The 26,377-nt window shown below is 60.7% G+C and carries 18 protein-coding genes and 1 pseudogene; 12 read left to right on the top strand and 7 right to left on the bottom strand.

Annotation, left to right across the window (positions count from 1 at the left end; genetic code table 11):
- Positions 1-41: 41 nt before the first annotated feature.
- From BRA49_RS01855 to BRA49_RS01840, 4 genes are read left to right on the top strand one after another with little or no spacing between them, the layout of a single operon-like run.
- Positions 42-1,355, top strand: a complete 1,314-nt coding sequence (locus BRA49_RS01855) for a D-aminoacyl-tRNA deacylase (protein ID WP_292382953.1) — start codon at positions 42-44, stop codon at positions 1,353-1,355.
- Positions 1,352-2,449 carry a cell division protein FtsZ gene (gene ftsZ / locus BRA49_RS01850; RefSeq protein ID WP_292382952.1) on the top strand — a complete coding sequence of 366 codons (1,098 nt, stop codon included), beginning with the start codon at positions 1,352-1,354 and terminating at the stop codon, positions 2,447-2,449. Before BRA49_RS01855 ends, ftsZ begins: the two co-directional genes overlap by 4 nt.
- A 6-nt stretch (positions 2,450-2,455) precedes the next feature.
- The gene (locus tag BRA49_RS01845; protein ID WP_292382950.1) at positions 2,456-2,665 is read left to right on the top strand and encodes a protein translocase SEC61 complex subunit gamma; all 210 of its coding nucleotides are present in this window, start codon (positions 2,456-2,458) and stop codon (positions 2,663-2,665) included.
- 5 nt (positions 2,666-2,670) lie between these two features.
- Positions 2,671-3,144, top strand: coding sequence for a transcription elongation factor Spt5 (locus BRA49_RS01840; RefSeq protein WP_292382949.1), 474 nt, complete (start codon positions 2,671-2,673; stop codon positions 3,142-3,144).
- Between the two features lie 136 nt (positions 3,145-3,280).
- Here the strand turns inward: BRA49_RS01840 and BRA49_RS01835 are convergent, their stop codons facing one another.
- Positions 3,281-4,468 carry an RNA-guided endonuclease InsQ/TnpB family protein gene (locus tag BRA49_RS01835; RefSeq protein ID WP_292382948.1) on the bottom strand — a complete coding sequence of 396 codons (1,188 nt, stop codon included), beginning with the start codon at positions 4,466-4,468 and terminating at the stop codon, positions 3,281-3,283.
- A gap of 260 nt (positions 4,469-4,728) precedes the next feature.
- Here BRA49_RS01835 and BRA49_RS01830 point away from each other — a divergent pair, with 260 nt between their 5' ends.
- The 4 genes from BRA49_RS01830 to rpl12p are packed head-to-tail and all read left to right on the top strand — an operon-like array spanning position 4,729 to position 7,270.
- A complete protein-coding gene (locus BRA49_RS01830) occupies positions 4,729-5,205 on the top strand; it encodes a 50S ribosomal protein L11 (protein WP_292382946.1) in 477 nt (158 codons plus the stop codon).
- A gap of 51 nt (positions 5,206-5,256) precedes the next feature.
- Positions 5,257-5,898 (top strand): 50S ribosomal protein L1, encoded by a 642-nt coding sequence (locus tag BRA49_RS01825; RefSeq protein WP_292382944.1) that lies wholly within the window; start codon positions 5,257-5,259, stop codon positions 5,896-5,898.
- A complete protein-coding gene (locus BRA49_RS01820) occupies positions 5,898-6,923 on the top strand; it encodes a 50S ribosomal protein L10 (RefSeq protein WP_292382942.1) in 1,026 nt (341 codons plus the stop codon). Before BRA49_RS01825 ends, BRA49_RS01820 begins: the two co-directional genes overlap by 1 nt.
- Before the next feature lie 32 nt (positions 6,924-6,955).
- On the top strand, positions 6,956-7,270 hold the full coding sequence (gene rpl12p / locus BRA49_RS01815; RefSeq protein WP_292382940.1) for a 50S ribosomal protein P1: 315 nt from the start codon (positions 6,956-6,958) through the stop codon (positions 7,268-7,270).
- Between the two features lie 226 nt (positions 7,271-7,496).
- Here rpl12p and BRA49_RS01810 read toward each other — a convergent pair whose 3' ends face one another.
- Positions 7,497-9,908, bottom strand: coding sequence for a PKD domain-containing protein (locus tag BRA49_RS01810; protein ID WP_292382939.1), 2,412 nt, complete (start codon positions 9,906-9,908; stop codon positions 7,497-7,499).
- 153 nt (positions 9,909-10,061) lie between these two features.
- On the opposite strand from BRA49_RS01810, the gene BRA49_RS01805 reads away from it, so the two are divergent.
- Complete coding sequence (locus tag BRA49_RS01805) at positions 10,062-10,415, top strand: hypothetical protein (protein WP_292382938.1); 354 nt, start codon at positions 10,062-10,064, stop codon at positions 10,413-10,415.
- Positions 10,416-10,844: 429 nt separating this feature from the next.
- On the opposite strand, the gene BRA49_RS01800 is transcribed toward BRA49_RS01805, so the two are convergent.
- From BRA49_RS01800 to hypF, 3 genes are all read right to left on the bottom strand, one after another.
- A complete protein-coding gene (locus BRA49_RS01800) occupies positions 10,845-14,147 on the bottom strand; it encodes a PKD domain-containing protein (RefSeq protein ID WP_292382936.1) in 3,303 nt (1,100 codons plus the stop codon).
- Positions 14,148-14,497: 350 nt separating this feature from the next.
- Positions 14,498-18,043: a PKD domain-containing protein gene (locus BRA49_RS01795; RefSeq protein WP_292382934.1), complete on the bottom strand. Its 3,546-nt coding sequence runs from the start codon at positions 18,041-18,043 to the stop codon at positions 14,498-14,500.
- A gap of 473 nt (positions 18,044-18,516) precedes the next feature.
- Complete coding sequence (hypF, locus tag BRA49_RS01790; protein WP_292382932.1) at positions 18,517-20,727, bottom strand: carbamoyltransferase HypF; 2,211 nt, start codon at positions 20,725-20,727, stop codon at positions 18,517-18,519.
- 57 nt (positions 20,728-20,784) lie between these two features.
- Here hypF and BRA49_RS01785 point away from each other — a divergent pair, with 57 nt between their 5' ends.
- From BRA49_RS01785 to BRA49_RS01775, 3 genes are read left to right on the top strand one after another with little or no spacing between them, the layout of a single operon-like run.
- Positions 20,785-21,297, top strand: coding sequence for an ArsR family transcriptional regulator (locus BRA49_RS01785; RefSeq protein ID WP_292382930.1), 513 nt, complete (start codon positions 20,785-20,787; stop codon positions 21,295-21,297).
- Positions 21,281-22,090, top strand: coding sequence for a winged helix-turn-helix transcriptional regulator (locus tag BRA49_RS01780; protein WP_292382928.1), 810 nt, complete (start codon positions 21,281-21,283; stop codon positions 22,088-22,090). Before BRA49_RS01785 ends, BRA49_RS01780 begins: the two co-directional genes overlap by 17 nt.
- Positions 22,087-24,096 carry a DEAD/DEAH box helicase gene (locus tag BRA49_RS01775; RefSeq protein WP_292382926.1) on the top strand — a complete coding sequence of 670 codons (2,010 nt, stop codon included), beginning with the start codon at positions 22,087-22,089 and terminating at the stop codon, positions 24,094-24,096. Before BRA49_RS01780 ends, BRA49_RS01775 begins: the two co-directional genes overlap by 4 nt.
- Positions 24,097-24,116: 20 nt before the next feature.
- Here BRA49_RS01775 and BRA49_RS01770 read toward each other — a convergent pair whose 3' ends face one another.
- Positions 24,117-25,193: a PAS domain S-box protein gene (locus tag BRA49_RS01770; protein ID WP_292382923.1), complete on the bottom strand. Its 1,077-nt coding sequence runs from the start codon at positions 25,191-25,193 to the stop codon at positions 24,117-24,119.
- A 261-nt stretch (positions 25,194-25,454) separates the two neighbouring features.
- A pseudogene (locus BRA49_RS01765) lies at positions 25,455-26,348 on the bottom strand (MFS transporter); the annotation flags it as partial.
- Positions 26,349-26,377: the final 29 nt, after the last annotated feature.

Here is a 26,377-nt window from a genome sequence, read left to right as displayed (position 1 = left end):
GCACTACCATTTAGCGTGCCGCCCGTCTAAGATAGATACCGATGCGGATCGCGCTGATCAATTCAAGAGAGGATGTTGCGGGAGTGAATATCAGGCACCACCTTGAGATCCTGCTCGCGGAGGGCGGGGAGTGGCCGCTTGCGAACCGGCATACGCTGACGTTTTGCGAGGTCGGGGGAAGACTGATCTACCAGGACCGGATCGACGAAGAGGTCGACGCCGACCTGATCATCTTCATCTCCCGGCACGCGAGCGCGCAGCCAATGCCCGCCCTGACCGTGCACGTGACCGGCAATTATGAGACCGCCGACCTCGGCGGGGAGCCGGAGACGCTTGCGCCGGCAGCCCCCGCGTGGATGCATGCCGTCCTGAGGAACCTTGCCGCCCGGGCCCCGGAGGGCTACCGGGTCTCCTACGAGGTGACCCACCACGGCCCGACGGCGCTCAGGACCCCGTCGCTCTTCGTCGAGATCGGGTCCACCGCCACTGAGTGGGCCGACCCGGCCGCCGGGAGAGCGGTGGCAGAGAGCATCCTCTCCGCGGCGCCGGAGGAGACGATCAATCTTATCGGCTTTGGCGGAACCCATTACGCCGTGCGGCAGACTGAGATCGCTCTCTCCTCACGGGGCGCCTTCGGCCACATCGTCCCGGCCCGGCAGATCCGCGCCGTCAACCCCGGTCTCATCTTGCAGATGCAGGAGGCGAGCTCTGCCGTGGCCGCCCACATCGACCAGAAGTCACTTGCCACCAGCGAGGTCAGACGGATCGAGCGGATGCTCGACGATGCCGGGGTTCTTCTCCTCACCGAATCGGAGATCCTGGAGGCCGCGGGTCTTGCATGGGCGAGCTACCTCAGGGTCAGGTCCCTCGTCGGGGAGATCGCTCCGGGGTCACGCGTCCATATCCACGATCTTGCAGGGGGAGGGACCCCCGTTGCGGTCCGGGTCTCTCCCGATCTGGTCGAAGAAACCGTAAAAATCGACAAAGTCGGGTTCCTTGCCGCACTCGACAAATTACCGGTAGCCCATCTCTCAAAAGGATCGACCGAGGTTGTACCGACGTTCATCACCTTCGAGGAGATGTCCTCCCAACTCGCAAGAGATATAACTACCCTGTGTGTAAAACTCTTACTTATCTGTGAAAATGCTGTTATCGACGGTGATCACCTCGTCCTCCGGAAGGTGCGGTTCGACCCCGAGAAGGCGCGCATGCTCGGGGTCCCGAAAGGACCGCTCTTCGGCATGCTTGCCGGTGGGAAAGCGGTCGAGATCGAGGGACGGAAGATAACACCCGATGCAGTGCAGACAACCAGCGCAAAGCGGATACATATCCCGGGATTGGAGAGGTACATATGAAATCTATCGTAGAAGAGGCACTTTCACGGGCACGAGAAGAGCAGCGCTTTGCTGAACCCGTAGAGGTCGACAAGGATCTTGAAGATATCCTTATGGAACTCCGGACCGAGATCGCGGTCGTCGGATGCGGGGGCGGCGGTTCGAACACGATCACCAGGATGGCGGAGGAAGGCATCAATGGGGCGCGGCTGATCGCCATCAACACCGATGCCCAGCACCTTATCCGGACACGGGCAGAGACCCGTATCCTGATCGGAAGGCAGAGGACCCGCGGCCTTGGCGCGGGCTCGATCCCCCAGGTCGGCGAGGAAGCGGCCCTCGAGAACGAGGACGACATCAAGCGGTCCGTCGAGGGGTGCGATATGGTCTTCATCACCACCGGGCTTGGGGGCGGCACCGGCACCGGCTCCGCACCCGTAGTTGCAAAGTCCGCCCGCGAGGAGGGCGCGCTGACCATCGCCGTGGTCACCCTGCCGTTCACTGCCGAAGGCGCCATCCGCGGGCAGAACGCCGAGGCCGGCCTCGAGAGGCTCCGCGAGGTGGCGGATACCGTCATCGTCGTCCCCAACGACCGCCTGCTCGAGGTCGTTCCCCGTCTCCCGCTCCATGCAGCCTTCAAGGTCTCCGACGAGGTGCTGATGCGGGCGGTCAAAGGCATCACCGAGCTCATCACGATGCCCGGGCTCGTCAACCTTGACTTCGCCGATGTCCGGACCGTCATGGAACGGGGAGGCGTTGCGATGATCGGGATGGGTGAGAGCGACAGTGAAGATAAAGCCGCCGACTCGGTCAAGAAAGCGCTGCGCTCCCCACTGCTCGACGTAGATATCTCCGGGGCGACCGCGGCGCTCGTCAACGTGGTCGGCGGACCCGATATGACCATGTTTGAGGCTGAGGCCGTCATCCAGGAGGTCTACGACCGCATCGATCCCGACGCCCGGATCATCTGGGGTGCTCAGGTCGACCCCGAGATGCAGGGCAAGATGCGGACGCTGCTCGTCGTCACCGGTGTGCGGTCACCACAAATATATGGGAGAAACGAAAAGAGTATGCCGCGCATGATGAAACAGTTTGAGATCGACTTCCTGAAGTGAGCCGGTATGATGGATTATAAAGAGAAGTTTGAGGACGTAAAATCGTTCAAGATCGAAGAGGAACTCTTCAAAAAGTACTGGCGTGTGCTGAAACTGGCACGGACCCCGACCCGGGACGAGTTCTCCAAGATCGCTATCGTGGCGGCTGCCGGGATCCTGCTCATCGGTCTTGTCGGCTTTGTTATCTACGAGATTATGTTAATGTTGCCTAAATGATGGATATGGCTGACAGCGTAAACAGGGTATATGCAATAAAGACGACCGCAAAGCAGGAGCGGACGGTTGCCGACAATATTGAGAAGGTGACCCGCGAGCAGAAAGACATCCACGTGATGGCCGTCATGGTCCCCGAGGAACTGAAAGGCTACGTCCTCGTGGAGAGTCCCGACTCCATCGCCAGGATCGAACAGCTGGTCGAGTTGATTCCCCACGCGCGCGCGGTGGTGCAGGGCTCGACCGCTCTCTCGGAGGTCGAGCATTTCCTGGTGCCGAAACCGGTGGTCAGCGGCATCACCGAGGGCACCATCGTCGAGATCATCGCCGGCCCCTTCAAGGGCGAAAAAGCGGTCGTCAAGCGTATCGATACCGGGAAGGAAGAGATCACGGTCGAACTCTACGAGAGCATGGTTCCTATCCCGATCACCGTTCGCGGCGATTCCGTTCGCGTCGTGGAGCGGTCGGAAGACATGAACTGAAACGTCATCACTCCACTTTTTTTCTCCTGATTGGGGTCGTTGCCCCGCTGTTGATCCGACTCTTCTCGATCGGGCGCGCCCGATCGTGCGGGAGGGGCCCGGCGCTGGAAAGGAACCGCCCTGCACTATATGTGAACTACCCCGCGCTCTCGGGCGGGGCTTCCTGCTTCATGGCCAATACTTGCATCACAGCGATGTGATGTAGCGGTATCGGCTCTACAGGCTCAAAGGGCTGTTCCATCCCCATGCGGTGAATATTCACCGCAGCATTATAGTCTCGATCGGCAATGAACCCACAGTACGGACAATCGTGGACTCTCTCGGAAAGCGTCTTTTTCACGATACTCCCACAGTTCGCGCACAGCTGCGTTGTATCCCGGGGATCGATCTGAATGAAGTTCGTACCAGCACTTTCAGCCTTGTACGAAAGATACGAAAAGAATCGTCCCCATGACGCACTGTGGATACTTCTACGGAGCCCGCGAGATTTGCCGTTCTCTTTAAGATACTTGATATTCAGGTCTTCGACGCAAATCGTCGCATAGGTGTCAGTGTACTGACGGGAGAGTTTGTGCAGGAAATCGTTCTTCTGGTTCGTGATATGCTCATAGACCTTCTCCAGCCTGCATTTCGCCTTCTTCCAATTCTGCGAAGATCGCTTCTTCCGGGCAATACTCTGGTGTAACTTCTTGATCCGGTCAAGTGAGTGCTCATAGAACCGGGGATTCTCAATCACTGCACCGTCACTATCGACTGCAAACGAATCCAACCCGACGTCGATGCCGACTGAACGCCCTTCACGCTTCGATGCAGACACTGTCTGCTCTGCCTGAATAATCACATGCCACCGCTCTCCAGAACGGGTGATCAGAATACCCTTCACGTTGCCCGAGTAGGGCCGGTGCATGTTGAAGGGGATTGTTCCAATCTTCGAGAATGTAATCCTGCTCTGTTCCCGGTCAATCTTGAACCCGGACTGGTTGTAATTGAGCGTCCGGTACCGGACTGCACTTTTGAACCTGAGTTTGCCGATTTTGCATCCTCTCTTCTTCGTCTGTGAGAGCGCGGGGATGTTGCTCCAGAGGGTATAGTTCACCATCTGGAGTGTTTTTGAATACACGCTTTTCAGGGTTGGATTCTCCTCTTTCAGCGTGACGATCCGCGCCTGCATTCCTCGCATCGTCGGAGTGATCCCGGTCTCCCGTGCGGTATTACACTCTTCAAGGAGTTTGTTATAGAGCCATCTACAGGTATCGAGAGCTGCGTTGAGCCGCACCTCGGTGATTGCATCTGGATACGCTCGATACTTGTAGGAAATGAGCATAGACAACAGGATAGTTCATCTGAAATAAGATATACTTGATCCGTGCAGGGTGAAAGTGAAGAAGGACGGCTCCGCTTCACGGAAGATGCTTCGCATATTCCTGTCAGGCACAACCCCGCGGGTTGTGCCGTGTCATCCCCGATCTCTCGACCGGGGACTTCTCGCTCCGCCCCTTCACCTCCACAAGGGTTAAATTCTCTTACGCTGACCTTAGATAACCCAGGCAACTATTCCCCTGAGGAATAAGCTGGAGAATTTGTATGGCAGAAACGGTCGAGGTATTGGTACCCGGTGGCAAGGCAACAGCAGGCCCGCCTCTCGGGCCTGCTCTTGGACCTCTTGGTATCAACGTGAAGGCAGTCGTCGACGAGATCAATAAGAAGACGGCCGATTTCAACGGCATGCAAGTGCCGGTGACGGTCACGGTCGACGATAAGCGAAACTTCACGATTGATGTGGGCATTCCGCCCACGACGGCGCTCGTCATGAAAGAGGCCGGTATCACGAAGGGGTCTGCAGAGCCGGGTGCTTTGGTGGCGGGAGATCTGCCGCTGGAGGCCGCTGTCCGTATTGCCCGTATGAAGTTTGATGGGATGCTCTCGTACGACCTGAAATCCGCGGTCAAAGAGGTCGTGGGAACGTGCGTGAGTGTCGGTGTCACCGTCGAGGGTATGAAACCCCGCGAGATGATCCGGGCCATCAACGACGGAGCATACGACGGCGTACTCGTCGCATAGATGTCAGACAACCATAGAAGATCATGAGGTCGTGTACTATGGAGGCAAAGGATGGTTGATAAAACCAATATACAGCAGGCCGTGACGACGGCCCTCTCAAAGGCTCCGGAACGGAAGTTCAAGGAGAGCGTGGATATCACCGTCAACCTCAGGAATATCGATATGTCCCAGCCCAAGAATCGTATCGATGAGACGATTCTCCTTCCGAACGGTTTTGACAACGTCAGGATCGCGGTTCTCGGGAAGGGCGACATCACCACGCAGGCAAAAGAGGTCGACGTGGACCTTATCATCGGACCTGAGGAGATTGAGCGGCTCGGGGGAGAACCCCGGGAAGCGCGTAAGGTGGCGGAAGAGTACCAGTTCTTCCTTGCCGAGACGGCAATGATGCCTCTCGTCGGCCGGTATCTCGGTGTCAGGCTCGGCCCCCGCGGCCGAATGCCTATGCCGGTTCCGCAGGGAATGGATATCCGGCCCATCGTCCAGCGTCTGAGGAGTTCCGTCAAGATCCGGACGAAGGACAAGAAGGTCTTCCACGCGAAGGTCGGCTCGGCCGGGATGGATCCCGCGGAGATCGCTGAGAATATCGATGCGGTCCTCCGGAGGGTCGAGTCGGTTCTCGAGAGCGGGGCACTGAACATCCACTCGGTCTACGTGAAGACGACCATGGGGCCGGCAGTGAGGGTGATCTGATGGCACTCTATACGCACCACCTGCCCAGGTGGAAGAAGGAAGAGGTAGACGAGATCAAGCGTGGTGTCGAGGAGCACACGCTCGTCGGCGTTGTGGACATGTACGGCATTCCCGCCTCGCAGGTCCAGCACATCCGGAGGAACCTCCGCGGAACGGCGAGGGTGAAAATGGCCCGGAACACGCTGATCGAGCACGCCCTCACCGAACTCGGCGGCAACGTCGGCGGTCTGAAGGATCACGCCGAGGGCCAGAGTGCCCTGATCTTCACGAACGAGAATCCGTTCAAACTCTTCAAGCTGCTGGAGAAGACGAAGACCAAGATGGCGGCGAAGCCCGGCGAGACGGCTCCCGAGGATATCGTCGTCCCCAAGGGTCCGACCACCTTCAAGCCAGGCCCCATCGTGGGCGAGCTCCAGCAGGTGGGCATTCCCGCAGCCATCGAGGGCGGAAAGGTCAAGATCCGTGAGACGAAGACCGTCGTGAAGAAGGGCGAGGTCATCAACAAGAAGGTTGCCGACGCGCTCGTGAAACTCGGTATCAAGCCGATGGACGTTGGTCTCGTCCTGCAGGCCGCATACTACAGGAGCACCATCTTCACGCCGGACCTCCTCGCTATCGATGAAGAGGCCTACGCGAACAACCTCGTGCTTGCTGCCCAGCAGGCGTTCAACCTCTCGGTCAACGCCGTCATCCCGACCCCGCTGACGATCAGCGCGATCATCGGCAGGGCGGTTCGCGAAGCCCGGAACGTGGGCGTCGAGGCGGCCATCTACGAGAAGGGTGTCGTCGACCTGATCATCGGACGGGCACAGCGGGAGATGCTGGTCGTCGCGCTCGCGGCGCAGGGCCACGGGTTCGAACTCGATGAGGCGACCCTGAAGGCTGCCTCAGCCGCAACTGCTGCAGCCCCCGTTGCAGCTCCGGCGGCAGCCGAGGCAAAGCCCGAGGAAGAAGAGACGGAAGAGGAGAAGAAGGAAGAGGAGGAAGAGAGCGGCATGGCCGGTCTCGGTGCCCTCTTCGGCTAATACTTTATCAGACAATCAAAGGTGAATGAACTATGGAGTATATCTACGCTGCACTGCTCCTGCACAACGCAGGCAAAGATGTAACTGAAGAGAATGTGACTGCTGTCCTGAACGCGGCCGGTGTCGCCGTTCAGGATGCCCGCGTGAAGGCCCTTGTCGCCGCACTCGAGGACGTGAACATCGAGGAGGCCATCAGCAAGGCCGCTGTCGCGCCGGTCGCCGCTGCACCCGCAGCCGCCGCCCCTGCAGCCGCTGCACCCGCAGCCGAGGAAGAGGCCGAGGAAGAGTCCAAGAAGGAAGAGGAAGAAGAGAGCGGCATGGCCGGTCTCGGTGCCCTCTTCGGCTAAATCTTTTTTTTTACCGGCGGTTTGCCGGTAGCCGTTACAACATAATTCTTCCGGAACCTTCTCCGGTAGGCCACGCCATGAGTTGTATCTCTCTTTCCTGCCACTATTCGGGCCGGCGGGATGTATGGGTAACTGTGACCGGAGCGGTTTGAGACCTGGAGTGGGAGAACGGGGGAGGTGCAACGCTCCCCCGGATAAGGGATTCTATTCTTTCTTTCCGGCCGTCTCACAGCGCCGGGATCTTCTCGACGAAGTAGTAGGCGATCTTTGCCGCATCCCCGATATCGACCGCGCCGTTCTCATTGAAGTCGGCGGCGGGGTCGGCCGCGGCCTTCCCGACGACCATATGCGCGACAAAGGCGACGTCGCCGATGTCCACTTTGCCGTCTCCTTTGAAGTCACCTTTGAGGCGTGTGACGGCGATGTAATCGGGCCGGGAGAGCGTGTCCGAGCCGTCCGCGGTGCTGACCGTGAGGTTCACGGTGTAGGTGCCCGGTGTTCTGTAGGTATGGACCGGGTGCTGCTCCGTCGAGGAGTTGCCGTCGCCGAAGTCCCAGAGCCAGGTGGTCGGGTCGCCGGTGGAGAGGTCCGTGAACTGGACGACCAGCGGGACGGGGCCAGAGGTGACGTTCGCGGCAAAGTCTGCGGTTGGTAGTTCGACGATGCCGAACTTCGCGACGAAGGCATCGCTACTCCCTCCACTATAGGTGCTCTGGTATGCCCGCAGGACAGGGAAGTCATTAGATCCCGTATACCCCGCGACCCATACTCCGCCGGCGTCGTCACCCGCAAGCGCTTTTCCATAATCATCCCCCTCCCCGCCCAGGTAGGTCGATAAGAGGAGAACGCCCTCCGACGAGAAGTGGGAGACGAAGGCATCGTAATAATCTTCTCCTCCTCCATAGGTGTTCTGGAACGCATCATCCGTGATCGGGAAGGCGGTAGATTTTGTACACCCCGTGACCCACACCCCTCCATCGCCGTCACCCGCAAGGGTATATCGATGATCATCTTCTCTTCCTCCGTACCCATCACAATCATCCTTCTCCCCGCCCAGATAAGTCGATGAGAGGAGAGCGCCCTCCTGCGAGAAGCGGGCGACGAAGCGATCGCCATAAGATGACCCTCCCCTGTAGGCGTTCTGGTGTGCGTTCAGGGTCGGGAAATCGTCAGAGCGTGTATCTCCTGTGACCCATACTCCCCCGGCGCCGTCACCCGCAAGGGCATACCCGGAATCATGTTCGTCTCCACCCAGGTATGTCGAGTAGAGGAGAGTGCCATTCGACGAGAAGTGAGAGACGAAAGCATCATAACTCCCCTCATTGTCCCACTGGTATGCGTTCAGGACCGGGAAGCCACTGTTGGGGTAATCCGGCACATGCACTGACTGTGTCTCTCCAGTGACCCAGACACCTCCATCGCCATCACCCGCGAGGGCGGATCCGTCATCGTGATTCATTCCGCCCAGGCAGGTCGATGAGAGGAGAGTGCCGTTCGATGCGAAGTGGGAGACGAAGACATCCCACCCCCCTCTGTTGCCTCTCTCGAATGCACCACCCGTGACCGGGAAGCCGCCATAATCGTTGCCCCCCATGACCCATACTCCCCCGTCGCCGTCACCCGCAAGGGCCGAACCATAATCATACCCATCTCCGCCCAGGTAGGTCGATAAGAGGAGATCGCCGTCAAACGAGAAGCGGGCTACGAAGGCATCGCCAGAACCCCCTCCATAGTCGCTCTGGTATGCATCCCCCGTGACCGGGAGGTTGGTTGAGGTCGTCAGTCCCGTGACCCAGACCCCTCCTTCGCCGTCACCCACAAGGGCATTGTCGATTTCAGTTTCCCCTCCGCCCAGGTAGGTCGATGAGAGGAGAGTACCGTCCGACGAGAAGTGGGAGACGAAGGTATCTCCACCTCCTCCATAGGTGCTCTGGGATGGGTTCAGGACCGGGAAGTCGGTTGAACCCGTCGTCCCCATGACCCATACTCCCCCGGCGCCGTCACCCGCGAGGACATGTCCATACTCGGCGGTCGCTCCACCGAGGCAGGTCGATGAGAGGAGGGTGCCGTTCGATGCGAAGTGGGAGACGAAAGCAATGTGGCCCCCATTTCCATTGGAGTCGTCCAGGACCGGGAAATCGAGAGAGCCCGTATACCCCGTGACCCATACCCCTCCTTCGCCGTCATCCGCAAGGGCATACCCCATATCCCAATTCTCTCCGCCCAGATAACTTGAGTAGACCAGTTCGGGGTCGATGATCAACTCATGCCCGGCGTCGTACTCCGCCACCGCGATACGAACCGATCCGTCATCGACGACGTACTCCGCGGCCCGACTGACCTTTTCCCCGTCGATCACCTGCCAGCAGACGAGAGGGCTCTCAAGCAGCTCCCCTGCCGGCGACGCAAACCGCAGCACGCCGTCCCCATCCACGCGAGGCATGCTCTCTCCCTCGTAGAGCAGTTCAATCTGCGAGGGGTCCGCGCCGGGGGAGATGTGGAACTCACGTTTCAGCCTGCCGTTCTCCTCGGCATACACGAGATCGATCCCGGGATACAGGTCTTCATATACGATCCTGGAGTACACCGGGATGCCGCTCAGCCACTCCGACGAATCGTTCCCGACGTAATAGTTCACGACCCCCGGACGCTGACGGCAAGCGGTCAGCTGTGTGTCGGGGGATGCACCGGCAAACGACTGCCGGATAACGTCTCGGGAGACGTTATCCGCACTCCCTGAGATATGGGTCAGCACAAGTCCGTCCCTCGTAAAGAAGACCGTTGTTTCCCGGTGCTGCAGGACATACTCCACCCCGGGGTCGCACTGGCCGACATTCGGGATGAAACCCAAACCGAGAAGTCGATAGTCCGCTCCGCCGTCAATTTCAAGAGAACCCGGGGATGGACCGCCCGTTTCTGTATTCGCCGCCGCTACCGCCGGCAGCAACGCTGCCAGTACAATAAGAACCACGAGAGAGAGTATCCGCTTCATCATGACCACGCATCCGCGACACCGATCCTGCCGGCGAGCTCCTGCTGCCCGGGAGTCGAGAAGGGGAAGCGAGGGGTATCGGGATGCCCGGATGTCGGGATGGCCGCGACGGTCGATGAACGCCTCTCGATCGGGGAAGTCATTCCCTCGTGATGCCGGATCGGCTATCTGGCTATGCACGATACTAATCTCCAGACAGTGAAAAACTTTTCTTTGTTATCACTGAAGTGCTAAACCCGTTTTATCAAAACTGCTCTCAAGAAATGACGTTATGCTCGAAGAAAGGCACCGGGGAGCCCCACCGGACAGCAGGCGGGCTCCTCTCCTCTGCGCGCTGCCTGCCGGTCCCGGTGCCCTCTGCGGCCAAACCCTTTCCCCTGTAGATCATCTGCCCGATGCTGATGCACCCGTTCTCGAATGGGTAGGGCTGCCTGGTAGCGGGGGTTGGGCAGGCCGGCCGGGACCGCGTCCCGGAGCCCCCGGCGGGAGGCCGGCCCGCCCGAGAGCGCCACCCGCGCGGTTCTCACCGGCCGGATGGGCGCTCAGGCGTTCGTGTACTCTTCCGGGCTCCCTCCCACCGCCTCACAGCGCCGGGATCTTTTCGACGTAGTAGTAGGCGATCTTCGCCGCGTCGCCGATGTCGACCGCGCAGTTCTCATTGAAGTCGGCGGCGGGGTCGGCCGCGGCCTTCCCGACGACCATATGCGCGACATGGGAGACGTCGCCGATATCGACCTCACCGTTCCCGTTGAAATCACCCTTGACGCGTGTGACGGTGATGTAATCGGACCGGGAGAGCGTGTCTGAGCTGTCGGAGGTGCTGACGGTGAGGTTCACGGTGTAGGTGCCCGACATTGTGTAGGTGTGAGTGGCGTGCTGTTCGGTCGAGGTCGCGCCGTCGCTGAACGACCAGAGCCAGGCGGTCGGGGCGCCGGTCGAGGTGTCGGTGAACCGGACAGTGAGCGGCGCTGTGCCGGCGGTGACGTCAGCGGTGAAGTTTGCGACGGGGGCATTCACGTGGAGCTGCGCCCGGGTCACGGCAGGGAAATACCTGCCGCCATGCCGGTCTTCGATCCTGCCGGGGAGGACCGTGATGTTCGTCGTGCCGGGGGCATCGGCACGGATCGTTACCGTCACCAGCGTGATATTGGCGTTCCCGGAAGCCCCCGTGGAATCCCTGGCGCTGCACCAGACCGTATCGGCGGGCATCGTGCCGTTTGCCGGGATAACCGACCACGGCGGGAAATGGACTCCGACAATCTCGCCGACGGCCGGATCGGTCAGTTGCACGGTGAGGTTATAACTGAGGAGTTCCGCAGGGGCGGCATCGAGCGCCACCGTGTACGCCCATGTCTGCCCGACTGTCAGCGTTGAGGCTGCCGGCAGGATGGCGATCTGGTTGATTGTGTCGGGTGGACCCCTCAGCATGAGTGAGGTTGTTCCATACGCGGCATTGGCCAGATCGTTTTTGGCATTGGGAACTGAAGCGGCGTAGACGGTGCAACTGGCATGTGTACCGCTCTCCGGTGCAAGCCCGCAACTGCTGGTGTTCCAGCGATACTCCCAGGTATCATCCTGGTTTACATCTACCCGTGTAAACGTGCCGGCATCTCCGGTTATGCAGGGTATGGCCGTGTCGTCAAGCCTTGTTCCGTTCGCTGCAAGTTCCGGTCCCGTGATGAAGAGATATGTCGTTGCACTGTCGGTGTTTGTGCCGGAGAAGACAACCTCGTCACCGGTATAGTGTATGCCGGTGCCGGCCGATGTTATGGTCACTGCTCCCCGTTCCACGCTCACCGTGGCGCTTGCCGAGCGCGAAGGATCGGTCCAGTCGATCGCTTCGATGATGTAGTCCTGCGCCCTCGTTGAGGTGTTCGTCTCGAACCAGATGGTGCGGGTGCCGGAGGATCCGACAGTGACATTCGCCTGCGACGCCGCGGTCGCGTTTGCCACGCTCCGGGGGCCGGAGGTCCCGATGCTGCTGATGCCGGACTGTCCGGACACGATAGATGGATACGCCGCCGGCGGGGTGTCCCCGGCCGCCTTGATGTAGATGAAGTATGTCCGGCCGCTCTCGCCACCGACGGTCAGATCAAACTGGTTGCCGCGCATGACGGAATCCTTCCCGGCGGTGAGGGTGAGGGCGACCGGGGTCCTGACGGTGAAGCCCTGCGGGAGTGTGGCGGACTGCCCGTCGGGGTTCGTGACGACGACGTTCCAGGCGCCCGCCGCCCGGCCGGCGAGGTCGAACGTGCATGCAATCCGTGACGACGAGACGACCGAGACGCCTGTCGCCATGATATCGGGCTGCCCCGAACTGGTGAGCTTCACCGTCGCGCCATTCTGGAAGCCGGTTCCTGCAAGGTCGGTGATCTGGACGACGCTGCCGGCATACCCGGTGTTCGGGGTGATCCCGGCGATCGCCGGGGCCGGGGTCTGGCCGGGGTAGATCCAGCGTGCTCCGTCAGCATCGGATTCGGTCAGGGTGCGTTTGGTCTGGCCGGAACCGGTCCGGCCGTACATCACCTTCCCCGTGTCGGAGGGGTATCCCGGGACGTTCCCGTAGAGGTCCTGCAATTGGACCCAGTGGCCGAGTTCGTGGAGGCAGACCGTCTCGATATCGTACGCACCGGTCTGGGGGGTCGTTGACCAGGTATAGCGGGTATTGAACTTGATGTCGCACTCGGCAACCTGCTCCCCGTACAACCAGGTGCTCGCCTGGGCAAGCACCCCGTCGATGGCGATATCGCCCCAGAGGATCTCATTTTTGGAGTTGTATCCCCTGTCCGTTGAGGATGTGGTTCCGGCATACTGGAAGGAGAAGTCGGAGCCCTGGACCGCTGTCCATGTCCCGGCGGCGTTCTGCGTCGCGGCGAGAGCGCCCGATACCGGGGGTGGGTTGACGTAGTAGGAGACGACGGGCGCGGCCCCCTGCCAGCGTTTCTTGCTCCACCCGAACGGAACGCTGAGCGAGTATGGTCCGAAGGTGGTCGTCCCGTCATCATGGAGCACGTAGACCGGCCCGCTGCTTGCCGATCCCCAGTACATCTGCCCCCGCCAGGCGATTCCGGTCGGGACCTTGCAGATGATCTGCGAGCCGGTCCAGGAGACGATGTCGTTTGAGTTAGCGCTCTGCCATCCCGTAACCGGCAGGTATCCGCTCGCATAGATCCAGTAGGACATGCCGCCGGTTGAGGTGAAGAAGAATGCGACATCTGCGTCACTCTCCCTGGACGCCTTGGTCCCGAACCCGGTCCCGGTTATCGTCACCTCCGTCCCGGTCCCTGCCGATGTGGTCGTCGGGGCGACGGCGTCGATGGAAACCGCTGTGGTTCCGACAGGCGCTGGCATCGATGTTGTCGTCGTCCACAGAACATCGGCGTCGCCCTGCAGCGCGGCGTCCACCCGGTCCGCAAACTCGTCCGGCGTGAGCAGGCCCGCTTCCCTGGCTTTCGCTGCGGACGTTCCGGCGAGGGGTACGACGCCCTGTGAGAGGCCGACCGGCTGATAGGATCCGTCGGGACGCTCTCTCAGGAAGAGCCCGACGTTCTCGCCCGGAAAGAAGATCGGGACATCTTCCACCCACTGCGTGATCCCGTCCACCGTTCCGCCCGGAACCACGAGGACGGTATCGTTCTGGAGCTGGCCCGCAAGGGTCCGGTCGACCGAGAAGGAGACGACAGTCTCGATTGCCATGCCGGTCCCATCCCACCGACTCTCGACGGAGGTGACCGTTCCGGTCGCTATCGCGTCCGACTGCTCCGCGAGATACGAGGGGGCGAGCTCGACCATGAGGGCCGATGCCGGAGATGCGAACGTTGCTGTAAGGAGACTGAAGCAGAGGATAAAAAGAGCAATCCTGCACTGTGGAGAAGCATCTCGCATATACGGTCATTATCGCCGGAAAATTTATATTTTCGCATTTTTATTACTAATTTTACCTTATTTTGACAAATGTCCGATTTAACAAAAAGCATTCCTTATATATGATTCGGGGAGGTTATCCCTCGGGAGTGTCTTCAGCCCCGCCCCGGCTGTCGCCGGAGCTACTGATGTGGCCCCGCGGCCGGGCATCCATGGGATGGATTGGCGGAGCACTCTGAGCGGTGCCCCTGATGCAAGGCCGAGGACAGCCCGGGGCTGTTACCATCCAGTTCCGCCCTTGAGTTCCGGCGACGCAGTACGGCGAAAAGAGGGGGGTGAGATGTTCTTCAGGGGTTCTTTGCCTATCTCCCTCACAATGCCGGGATCTTCTCGACATAGTAGTAGGCGATCTTTGCCGCATCGCCGATATCGACCGCGCCGTTCTCGTTGAAGTCGGCGGCGGGGTCGGGCGCGGCCTTCCCGACGACCATGTAGGCTACGCGGGAGACATCGCCGATGTCGACGATACCATCTCCACCGAAATCACCCTTGACCATTACGGTGATGTAGCCGGGCCGGGAGAGTGTGTCCGAGCCGCTCGCGGCACTGACCGTGAGATTCACGGTGTAGGTGCCGGGGGCGGTGTAGGTGTGGACGGGGTGCTGCTCTGTGGAGGTCGCGCCATCCCCGAACGACCAGTTCCATGCGGTCGGATCGCCGGTTGAGGTGTCGGTGAACTGGACGGTGAGCAGAACGATGCCGGTGGTGGTGTTTGCGGTGAAGTTTGCCAGTGACGTTGTGCTGGCGATCTCAAAGGTGACGACATTCGAATCGTATCCTTTTCCGGCAAAGTCGCTCGCCGACGGCCAGACAGCCTTTGCGGTGTAGGATCCAGGATCGGCACCGCTCAGGGAGATCCCACGGATGTACACCCTCGAAGCCTCGATGGGGATGCCTGACAGGTCTGTTGCGCCGAACTGCGTGAGTTTTCCGCCGCCGGGCGTCGTGATCTCGATGTCCATAAAGATGACTGCCGGGGTTGCGTAGAGACCTTCAAGGTTGTTCTCCATTGCAACGTCGAGAATGGCGTTGCAGGTGAGGGAGGTGCCGCCGACGGAAGTGTTCGTGCCACCCAGGAGAACGTCCAGGCCGGTGATCGGCTGCCGGATCTCCACCCAGGGCCTGCCGTTGATGAGACCGTCGTCTCCCCATGCGTAGTAGCGCCCGGTGATCGGGCTTCCCCCGGCTACCACGTTAAATGAGTGGCAGTCGGGCACGTTGAGGGTTGCGTCCACTGTGCCGGCCGAGATGTTGCTGTAGTGGACCAGCCGTTGCGCACCGCCCAGCCGGGTGAGGTTCAGGTTCTCTTCACCGAAATAGAGCGTATTTCCGCTCAGGATGCCCTTGTAGAGGCCGTTGGCGTCGCGGTACCGGATGGGATCGGGGGTATCGGGGTACAGCACCTGGAACTCACCGTGGACCGGCAGGGCGGCAAACGAGAGGTCTTTGCCACCATCATCTATGAGCTCATCTACTGTGATGTTCAGCGGGCTAATATCGCCGGGTTCTCCGGTTGCTTTCAGAGTCACGGTGCAGATGGGCACATCCCCGCTCTGGCCGTAGGTAGTGAAGTAAACTATGCGTGCCTTGCCGTTCGCGGTGTCGATATTTGAAGTGAGATGCCAGGGTGAAGCACCGTTTATCGCATCCACCGTCACGATAGCGGGATCATAGGTCAGGTTGAGACTCCCGCCACCGATGGCCGATGCGTTGCGGATGGTCAGCAGCGCCTGGGTGGTCTGCCCCTTCGCCGCCCCGGCATCGCCGAGACCGATGGTCATGGCGTCGAGGACGGTTATGTGCCTCTCTCGCGAGAGGGTATCTGACCCGGTGGCATTCGTGGCAGTCAGAGTTACGGTATAGATGCCTGCTGCCGTGTAGGTGTGGATGGGGTGCTGCTCGGTGGAGGTTGCGCCGTCGCCGAAGGTCCAGTTCCATGCGGTAGGTTCGCCGGTTGAGGTATCCGAGAACTGCACCGCAAGAGGAGCGGTGCCGGAGGTGATATCAGCAGTAAAGTTTGCGACCGGCGGAATCGATACGCCTCCTCCGGCAAGATACATCTCCAGTGCGTCTGCACGGCCATATCCGAACATGGTGTCCCAACCGGGAGTTCCCAGATCAACAGCAGTTGTATACAGCATCGTTCTGATCTGCGCTGACGTTTTCGCCGGATAGGCGCCCCAGATCTGGGCCACCATCCCGGCTATATGCGGGGCAGCAGCACTGGTTCCGTAGAACGGCTTAGAAAATCCGCCTGCTCCGGTGATGGAAACACCATCGATCCCTGCGATATCCGGTTTATGCCTGGATTCCGCGGATGGGTAGGAGATGGTAACCGGACCCTGGGAGGAGAAGGGCTCGATAACGTCGTGTCCTGGGTCATTTGCGGCGATCGCGCCTACAGAGATGACATCCTGCACAGCAGGATGTCCGAATATCGAGTCGGAGGGCTGGATATTGTCTGTATAGACGTAGGTACCTCCAGCGGGGTAGATGAATACTTCGAGAATCCGCGAGCTGGCAGCCCCCTGATAGTTTTGAACGAGAATGGCATAGTCTTCCGCGATACTTTGGGTATTCGTGTAGGCGAGAGCTTCAAGCGGATCATCGTCACCGTTCTGTGCAGTAGTACCGGACGCAACAACGGCTCCCGTAGCATAATCACAGAGATACAGATCGTAATCGTTTCCCGACGAGCCGAACATATCGTTCCACTGGAGAACAACGCGGACCTGACCCTCCGGAGGGATATTTACATACAGCTCCTGATACGTTGGATCCGAGCCTTCACTGAAATCATGGCAGTTATCCCACCCATTGTAATATGTCCCCTGGTAATGTTTCGTAGCAGCGTTCCCGGCAGAAGAAATGTAAATAATATTGTTTGCGGCGAGAACGCTTTCGATGTGGGATGCCACAATACCGTCTTCAAAGAAAGGTTCCCCGATCCAGCTGATATCGTCGCAGACGACGGTGCATCCTGATGCAATCAGGGCGTCAATACCATTGTTGAATGCGAGCCTGTTTGCGCCACAATCATGGAAGACGAGATCTGCATCCGGAACCATATCGTGGACGATCTCAAGCATCGCTGTTCCTTCGTCCCCACCCTTGCTATTGCTCAGCACGCGAACGTCTCCGGGAAGGTCGCCTGATGCCTGCGAGGATGCAATATGATCGACACCGTCCGAAATGATGCCCACGCAGACGCCATTGCCACGAAAGCCATACTGTGAGCGAACCTGATCCGCCCGGAGGATAGCGTCTCCCTCTGTCGTCACCGATCCCCGGTTCAGGATCGGAGGCATCACGGTTCTGATACTACGGACGCTATCCAGAGCCGCAAGCCCCTCGAGTTTGGATACTGGTACCCACGCAACCGCCAGACTATTTTCCTCATCCCGGTCAGTGACGGTAACGGCAAAGGGGTCAATGATATCCGTCGGGAAACCCGGCTTCATGAAAATGTAGACATACACGCTCTCTGACGATTCCTGAAACAGGACCCCGCTTCCGGAACCGTCCGCCGAGGAGAGTTGCTGGAGATTCATCATCTCGGCTTTATGCTTCTCCGGTGTCATCACTTCTGGAAGGAAAGCGGAATCCAGCAGCTGAAGGAGATCTGTAGAGAGTTTTTGCTGCCCTTCAGTTAGATTCGATTTATCTGATCCCGGAAAATCGCTGTTTCCAGTACTTGAGGATGCATCCAGTATTTTTTTAAATTCACTGTTCGTTTCTTGGAGAGCGAACAGTGTGTCGTCAGATATCGCCGATGCGGAAGACGGAACAACTAAAAGTACTATAATAAGTGCATGAAGGATTCTTAGCCTTGTTATTGCTGTCAAACGGTTTTTCATCCAGAGCCACCTTCTCCTGACTTATTCTGGTGAGAATCTGCATTTAAACCGATCTGAATGCCTAAATATATACTTTACGGAAAAAAAATTTGCCCTGGAACGCCTCTTGAAAAAATCCAGAGATTTTGAAAAGCAATTAGAATTGCCGCTCGATTTAGGGTGTAGATCACGGTTTTATGTCACCCCGGTATAACCGAGTAACCCCCTCCCCGCTTCACCGCACCGTGAGACTCCGAATGGGTTATTTGTTCATCCTGCAAGAACAACCCGCCCTATCAAAAGTCGATGCAGAACGGTAAATTTTACGAAAGACAGCCGTGAATACCGGCGCAATGCTCAAAGAGAGAAGGCTTCTTTGCCCGACTTGAAGAGGTTTTCGACCAGGACCTGGTTTGATGAGAACCTGTCCCGCTGCTCCAGCAATGCGAGCGGCTACGAGAGATCTTTATCCGGGTGCTTGCCGGAGAACCGCCCTAATCCTCCCCGCTCCCCCCGTAGACCACCTGTCCGAAGCTGATGCACCCATCCCCGAGCGGATACTCCCGGTTCATAACCACCTCAAGCCCCGCAGCCCGGACCTCCCCGACGATCGCCTCCCGGATCGCCCGGTTATAGGCCACCCCGCCCGAGAGCGCCACCCGCGGGATCCCCCGCTCCTCCGCCGCCCGGACAGCCATCGCGGCGACGCCTCTCGCCAGGTTGTACTGGACCGACGCGGCGATGTCGTTCACCCGTTCCCCGGCCGCGGCCCGCCGGTATGCCTCGGCGATGAGCGACCGGGTCGAGAGGACCTCGCAGCCCCCGTCGCGCAGGAACTCAAGATCCCAGGCCGACGCCCGCCCGGCACACGCCGCCGACTCGAGTTTCATCGCCGGCTCGCCGTCGTAGGTCCGTTCCCGGCAGATACCGAGGAGGGCTGCGGCGGCGTCGAGCACCCTCCCGGTGCTCGAGGTCGCGGCGACGTTCAACCCCCGCTCCACCTGCCGGGAGAGGACCGCGAGCTCGATATCGCTCCACCCCCGTGACGAAAGGAGGTCCCGGACCCCCGGCGTCGGCAGGATCCCATACAGCATCCGCTCCGGGAACCGGGTGGCAAGGTCGCCGCCCGGCATCGGGACGACCTCGAGGTGGGCGACCCGGTCGAGGTGGGGAACCTGCCCGGCAAAGACCTCGCCACCCCAGATCGTGGCGTCGTCCCCGTAGCCCACGCCGTCGATCGCGATCCCGACACACTCCTCCCGGGTCGTCGCAGCGATGTGCGCCCGGTGGTGCTGGACAGCCATGACCTCTGCCCCGACCGCCTCGGCAACCTCCCTCGCGTAGCGGGTCGAGAGGAACTGCGGGTGGAGGTCGTGGACGATCAGGTCATATCGCGCCCCGACAAGTCCCCCGATCTTCTCCGCCGTCTCCTGCAGGTAGGCGAGGGTCTGGGGGTTTCTGACGTTTCCCACATGGGGCGAGGTGATGCAGAAGCCCGCTTTGTAGACGGAGACGTTCGCGTTCAGCTCCGGCCCGACGCCGAGGATACACGCATCTCCGAGGTCGATCGCCGTCCGTTTCGGGGCGAGGCCCCGTGAGAGACGGATGATGTAGCCGTCTCTGACGACGGAGTCGTCGCAGCGGTTGACGATCCGGCGGTTGTGGGTGAGGATGTAGTCCACCTGCCCCGAGAGCCGGCCGAGAGCGATCTCAAGATCGGTGATCATCGGGTAGCCAGGCAGGTTCGCGCTCGTCATCACCAGGAGCGGGTGGGCGAGGTTCGCAAAGAGGAGGTGGTGCAGCCCGGTGTAGGGGAGCATGCACCCGATGGTATGGAGCCCCGAGATCCCCGGGTGCGACGTATGGTCCTTCTTCTCGAGCACCACGATCGGCCGTTCCCGGGACTGCAGGATCCGCCGCTCTTCTTCCGAGACGACCGCGATCCGCTCCACCTCCTCCGGGGTTCCCATCACCGCGAGCGGCTGCTCTGTCCGGCCCAGCCGGCGTTTCAGTTCGGGGGCCGCCTCCTCGGTGCAGGCGATATGAAACCCCCCTACCCCCCGGATGGCGACGATCGAGCCCCCGTCAATGAGGGCTGCCGCCTCCCGGATGGGATCTGCGGCCGCAACCAGCGTCCCGTCGGCCTTCAAGAGAGCGAGTTGCGGCCCGCAGGCGGCACAGGCGATCGTCTGGGCGTGGTGCCGCCGGCAGGACGGGTCGGTGTACTCGCTCTCGCAGGCGCCGCACATGGGAAACTCCGCCATCGACGTCCGCTCCCGGTCGTAGGGGATGGCAGTGATGATGCTGTACCGCGGACCGCAGTTGACGCAGGATGTGGCCCAGTAGCCCTCGTACCGTCCCCCCGGCGTGAACATATCGGCGACGCAGTCGTCGCAGGTGCCGATATCGGCAGGGATGAATCCGGAGAGGCTCCCGGAGCCGCTCTCAAGGACAGTAAACGTATCGGGCGGGTTGTCGCGCAGATCCTGGACGTCCACGGAATCTATGTGAGATAACAGCGTTCCCCGGGAAACGGCCTCGAGGAACTCCTCGAAGCGGTCACCGAACGCATGGATCTCCACCTCGCTCCCGAGATTTTTGACGGTCCCGGTGATCCCAAATTCCCGGGCCTTTGCATAGACAAAGGGACGAAATCCGACCCCCTGAACGACGCCCCGGATGATGATCGTGCCACGTATACGCATTGAATATTCAGCAAAAATTTATGGAGTTATACAACGATATAACAATAGGGTATCGCATTGACGGGACATATTAAAATTCTTAATGATCCGGTTGAACTGGTTCCTCTTCTTATAACGTTCAATAATGCTGATTATAAAAAGATCTACGAGCTCTTAAACAAAGCCTGGCTGACCGAGGAGGAGCTCGGGACCTACGCCGGGACCTCGATGGTGACCGAGTGCCTCTCCATCCTCAAGAAGGGAAACTTGATCGAAGAACAGTGGCGGATGCCGAAGCCCGGAGAGAAGCCGACGAAGGAGTACCGGGCTACATACAGCAAATTCCGGGCCAGCTTCCAGTGTTCCATGGGCGATATCGGAGACCTGCTGCACATCGCCATCTCAAACGACGAGAGTCTTCGCACAATTGTGGATTCGGTTGAACAGGAGATCCTGGGCGGAACCACCTCGATCAGCGACATCTCCAGGAAGTACGGCGTGAGTCCAACCTTCATCAAGGGGCTGGCGAAGAGGATTCCCGGCCTTGATCTGAAAGGGCAGGGAATGGTGTTGCTTGACCGACTTCACTGACGATCCCCTCTATGTGATCTTACGTAGCAAACGGGAGGCCACGCGATTCCAGATCCTGGTGGAGATCGCCGAGCACCAGCCGGCCGTCCGCCAGCAGGAGATCGCCGGAAAACTCGGCGTGACACCCCAGGCCGTCTCCGAGTACATCCGGGAACTGGTGGATGAGGGGCTGGTCACCGCTCACGGCCGGGGCCGGTATGAGGTGACGAAGAACGGGATCGAGTGGGTCCTGCGGCACGCCGAGGCGCTCGAGGCCTATGCCCGTCACATCAACCGGGACATCATTCAGCAGGTGGCGGTCTGGACGGCTATCGCCCGGGATGAGATCCGGAAGGGCGATACGGTCGGCGTCTTCATGCGGGACGGCTGGCTCTACGCGACGAAAGAAGAGCAGAGCGCAACCGGCCTCGCGACCATGGACGCGGAGCCGGGAGAGGATCTCGGTGTCGCCCAGTTGAACGGCATCATCGAGCACGAGGAAGGACTCATTCATGTCTGCAAGGTGCCGCGGGTCGAGCGGGGCGGCTCAAGGCACGTCAGGACAGACCTTCTCCGGGACGCGGTCCGGGACGCGGAGATGGTGGCCGCAGTGGGCCTCGAGTCCTACGTAGCCCTCAGGAAGGCTGATATCGAGCCGGATATGTTCTTCGGATCCCGTGAAGGGGTTATCGAGGCGGCATTCCACGGGCGGGAGTGCGCAATACTTATCGTTGATGAGGAGTTTACCGACTTCCTCAAGCGACTGGAGACGGTGGGGCTCACCTATACGATCCACGACCTGATCGCACCATGAAGGTTATCGTCCAGCCCCAGAAAGGCACGTATAAACTGCTGTTTGTCGAGGGCGGCCGTGTCGAGGGTTCCGGGTTCGTCGACCTGACCGCAACCCCGAAGGGCCAGCGGCCAAAGAACTTCAAGATGCGCCGGCGGGGTAAACAGCTCAAGCCCACCCCGACCCGGGACCTGATCACGCTCTTGCGCCGGTCTTCGGTCCACCTTGCGGGGAAGAGCCCGGAGTTCGAGTCGTTTCTTGCCGACCTCCAGATCCCGGTGTCAAGGATCAACATCTGTCGGTTCTGCCAGCTCGAGGACCGGTTTGTTCCCATCGATAAGACGACCGGCGTCCGCTACGGCGGGGAGTGGATCTGCCTTGAGTGCGCGAAGCGCGAGATGCGCCGGGAGCTCGGCTACATGGGCAAATTCGGCGGCTCCGTCCTCGTCCACCTCGAGAAACTCCTCGCCCAGGTCCGGGACCTCGACCGGGTGCTGGGATCGGTGGGTCCCGACCATCCTGACCGGAAGCGGACCCTCTTTGACCGGCTCGAGGCGCACGAGGTCCAGAAGACGGCTCATATCACCGAACTCCCGCTGCCCGCGGCGTTTGCGAAGGCCGCCGGGGTCGAGTACTTGATGCCTGTCCAGCAGCTCGCCGTCCAGAACGGGCTCCTCGAGGGGCAGCACCTCCTCGTCGTCTCCGCCACCGCGAGCGGCAAGACCTTCATCGGTGAGATGGCCGGAATGAAGAACTTCCTTGAAGGGCGGGGGAGAATGCTCTTCCTGGTCCCGCTGGTCGCGCTCGCGAACCAGAAATACCAGCGGTTCCGCGACCGTTACGGCCACCTGGTGAGGGTCACCCTCCAGACCGGGATGAGCCGTCTCAACCTCCCCGAGACCCGGCCCGCGGGAGACCGGGACGTCCATGCTCCCGTCGTGGTAGGGACCTACGAGGGGATCGATCACGCTCTCCGGACCGGGAGATCCTTAAAGGACATCGGGACCGTCGTCATCGATGAGGTCCAGATGCTCGAGGACCCCGATCGGGGCCACCGTCTCGACGGGCTGATCGCCCGGCTCAAGCATATCGCCCCGGAAGCCCAGTTCCTCTACCTCTCGGCGACGATCGGGGCTCCCGGGCTGCTCGCGGAGAAACTCCGGGCAAACCTGGTCCGCTACGCCGACCGGCCGGTTCCGCTCGAGCGGCACCTCATCTTCGTGGAACGGTCTAAGAAGATCGGGTTCATCAAGCAGATGGTCGCCGAGGAGTACAAGATACGGTCGTCGAAGGGCTACCGGGGCCAGTCGATCGTCTTCACGAACTCCCGGGCCCGCTGCCACGTCATCGCCGACGCTCTCGGAAAGATTGCCGCCCCCTACCATGCGGGGCTGACCGCGCAGGAGCGCCGGGACGTAGAGCGGCGGTTCGCGAACGGGGAGGTCGGCGCCGTCGTGACCACGGCCGCGCTTGCCGCCGGCGTCGACTTTCCGGCATCTCAGGTGATCTTTGACGCCCTTGCGATGGGCATCCAGTGGCTCACCGTCCAGGAGTTCCACCAGATGATGGGCCGCGCCGGTCGGCCCGATTTCCACGACCTCGGCCGGGTGGTCATCCTGGCGGAGCCCGGGGGTTCGTACTCCAGATCGTCCGGGAAGACCGAGGAGGAGGTCGCCGTCGGCCTTCTCAGTGGCGAGATGGAGGAGGTCGCTCCCGAGTACGACATGGAGCAGAGCACGGAAGAGTTCGTGGCGAACGTCGTGGTCTCTAGCGGCGACGAGCAGGAGGTGATCCGCATGACCCACACGATGGTCGGGGCGCTGGAGCCGGCCCTCCCGACACTCCTTGACTACGGGCTGGTCCGGCGGAGGGCCGGCCGCATCGAACTCACGGATATGGCCCGGGTGATGGCCGAGCACTTCATCGGCGTCGAACGCCTGGTCGAGATCAAGGACCTGGTCCGGCGGATGGACGATGCGGCCGATGTCGTCGCGGAACTCGAGTGCGCCGAGGAGAAGGAGCCGTAGGGGACGGCACCCGGCCTCCCTCACCGGTACCGCTCAAGGTACTCCCGGACCTTCTCCGACTCAACCCACCCTTCGTCGAGCTGCATGAGAATCTTCTTAATCTGCCGGACCTGCTCCCGGATCTTCTCCGCCCGCTCGTCCTCGATGAGGTCGGCCATCCCCTGGACGACCTGAAGAGGGTTTCGGATGTGGTCGGTCAGGACCGCGAACTGCTCGATGTTCCTCTCGATCTGCCGGTATGCCTCCAGCCTCTCCCGCTCCATCCGCGCCCGCTCTCTCATTTCGCGCCTGAGACTCTCGTTTGCCGCCTGGAGTTCGTTGGTCCGCTGCGTCACCAGTTCCTCCAGGCGGTAGCGGTAGTCCATCAACTCCTTCTCGGCCCTTCTCCGCTCCGTTACGTCCCGCGCGATGATGAGGATCGCCGGGGTGCCCTCGAGGCTGATGCGGTGAATGGTCGCCTCGGCGGGGATCCGTTCGCCCTGCCGGGGGATCAGGTCGGCGCTGTAGAGGTGGTGGTCGTCTCGCTCGAAATCGCTCCTGATGAGGATGACCGAACGGGGAGCGAGGGCGAGGAGATTCTCCCGGGCATACCCGAGAGTCCGGCAGGCGAGCGCGTTTGCGTCCAGTATCCGGTAGGGCGTGCCCTCCCTCCCCACTGCGCAGACGAGCAGGAAGTCGTTCCCGCTGTCGAAGAGGAGACGGTAGCGGTCCCTGCTCTCCAGGATCTCCTGCCGGGAACGCTCCAGATCGTCGAGCATCCGGTTGACGTCGCCGGCAAAGCGTGAGACCGGGTCGCCCTCGCCTGCGGGGAGACGGGTGCGGGCGTCACTGCCTGCCCGGATGGCCTCGATGCTCGCCCCCATCCCGGCGATGCGGGCAACCACAGCCCGCTCCTTGAGCCAGATCCCGAGGAGCCCAAAGGCAATCCCGGCGATGAGGAGTTCGAGGAGCAGGATGCCCACGGCGTCCCCTATCTCTCCCGGAATCCCGGACGGCAGGGCGACAAGAAGGAACGAGGCCGGAAAGCGGGCACGAAGCGTACAGAAGTCCGCAGGGGGGGCGGCCGGAAGCAGGAGTGTATGCTTGCAGTGGTCCATGAGATGTTGTACTCTTGCGCCGGGCAGAGAGATGCCCGTAAGCCTGCAGGGGTCACCCGGCCGCGCTGCAGATGTTTGACACGACGGTTCCGGCGCGCTATCCCACCTGCACGCCTTTGTATCCCATGATAGTAAAAAAGGTATATTAATTTATCTCATGTGAGAGAATGACATGCGGTCAGAATGGCTCTTTTGGGCCGGTAGAGTTAATGTTTCGGGGAATCCGAACGACGAACGGCCGCCGCTCCCCTGGAAGAGGGTCTATCCGTGCCCCGGCACCTCTCCGGCAGCGCATTCACGAGCGTTCCGTTGCATCATCACTGCAAAGACTCCCGTTCCGATGAGGCATACCGCTCCGCCCACGTAGAAAACGGCGCCGATCCCGATATAGTCCATGAAGACCCCCCCGATCAGCGGTGCGATGATCATGCCGATACCAAAGACCGTGTTGTAGGCGCCCATCGAGGTTCCCATCCCGATGGTCCGGCCTGCATCGACCGTCAGAGCCATGATGGCCGGTTGCTGGATGGCGCCCCCGACGCCCACGGCGGAGGTGATCACGAGCAGAGGCCAGAACGACCCCGAGAGGGGGATGACGGCGAGCGCCACCGCGGCTACGGTCGATCCCGCGACGATCAGGGTAACTTTGTTCCCGGTGTCGGTGAGCCTCCCGATCGGCATCTGGAGGAGCGCCATCAGGAAGGTGTTCACGGAGAGGACGACGCCCACCTCGAACGGGCTGATCGCGATCAGCGGCCCGAAGACCGGGATAAAAACCATCATACCCCCGCGGCCGAGGGCGCTGATGAGGGTGAAGACCAGGATCCCCCGCATGATCGGCAGCGTGAAGATCTCCCGCATCGGAGCGGGTTCCCTGGCCGGGATTGTCAACGAGCCCGGTCTCGCCTCCGGAAGAGAGGCGGCGACGAGAAGTGTGGCGAACGCCGAGAGGCCGGCCATGACATAGAAGACCGAATCCATGCCGAACGCGTCGTTTAAGAATCCCCCGAGGAGCGGTCCGACCCCCATCCCGAGAAACATCGAGATGGAGAAGTTTCCCATCTGACTCCCTTCCTTGCCCTTCTCCGAGAGGTCCGCTATGTAGGCCATGGCTATCGGGACGACCATTGCTGAAGCGATCCCGTGGGCGAAACGGACTGCCGAGAACTTCGAAAAACCTCACC

The organism is Methanoculleus sp. UBA430 (assembly GCF_002506585.1).
GTDB lineage: Archaea > Halobacteriota > Methanomicrobia > Methanomicrobiales > Methanoculleaceae > Methanoculleus.
The sequence above is the reverse complement of the archived record's forward strand: the minus strand, read 5'-3'. Positions and strand labels throughout refer to the sequence as shown.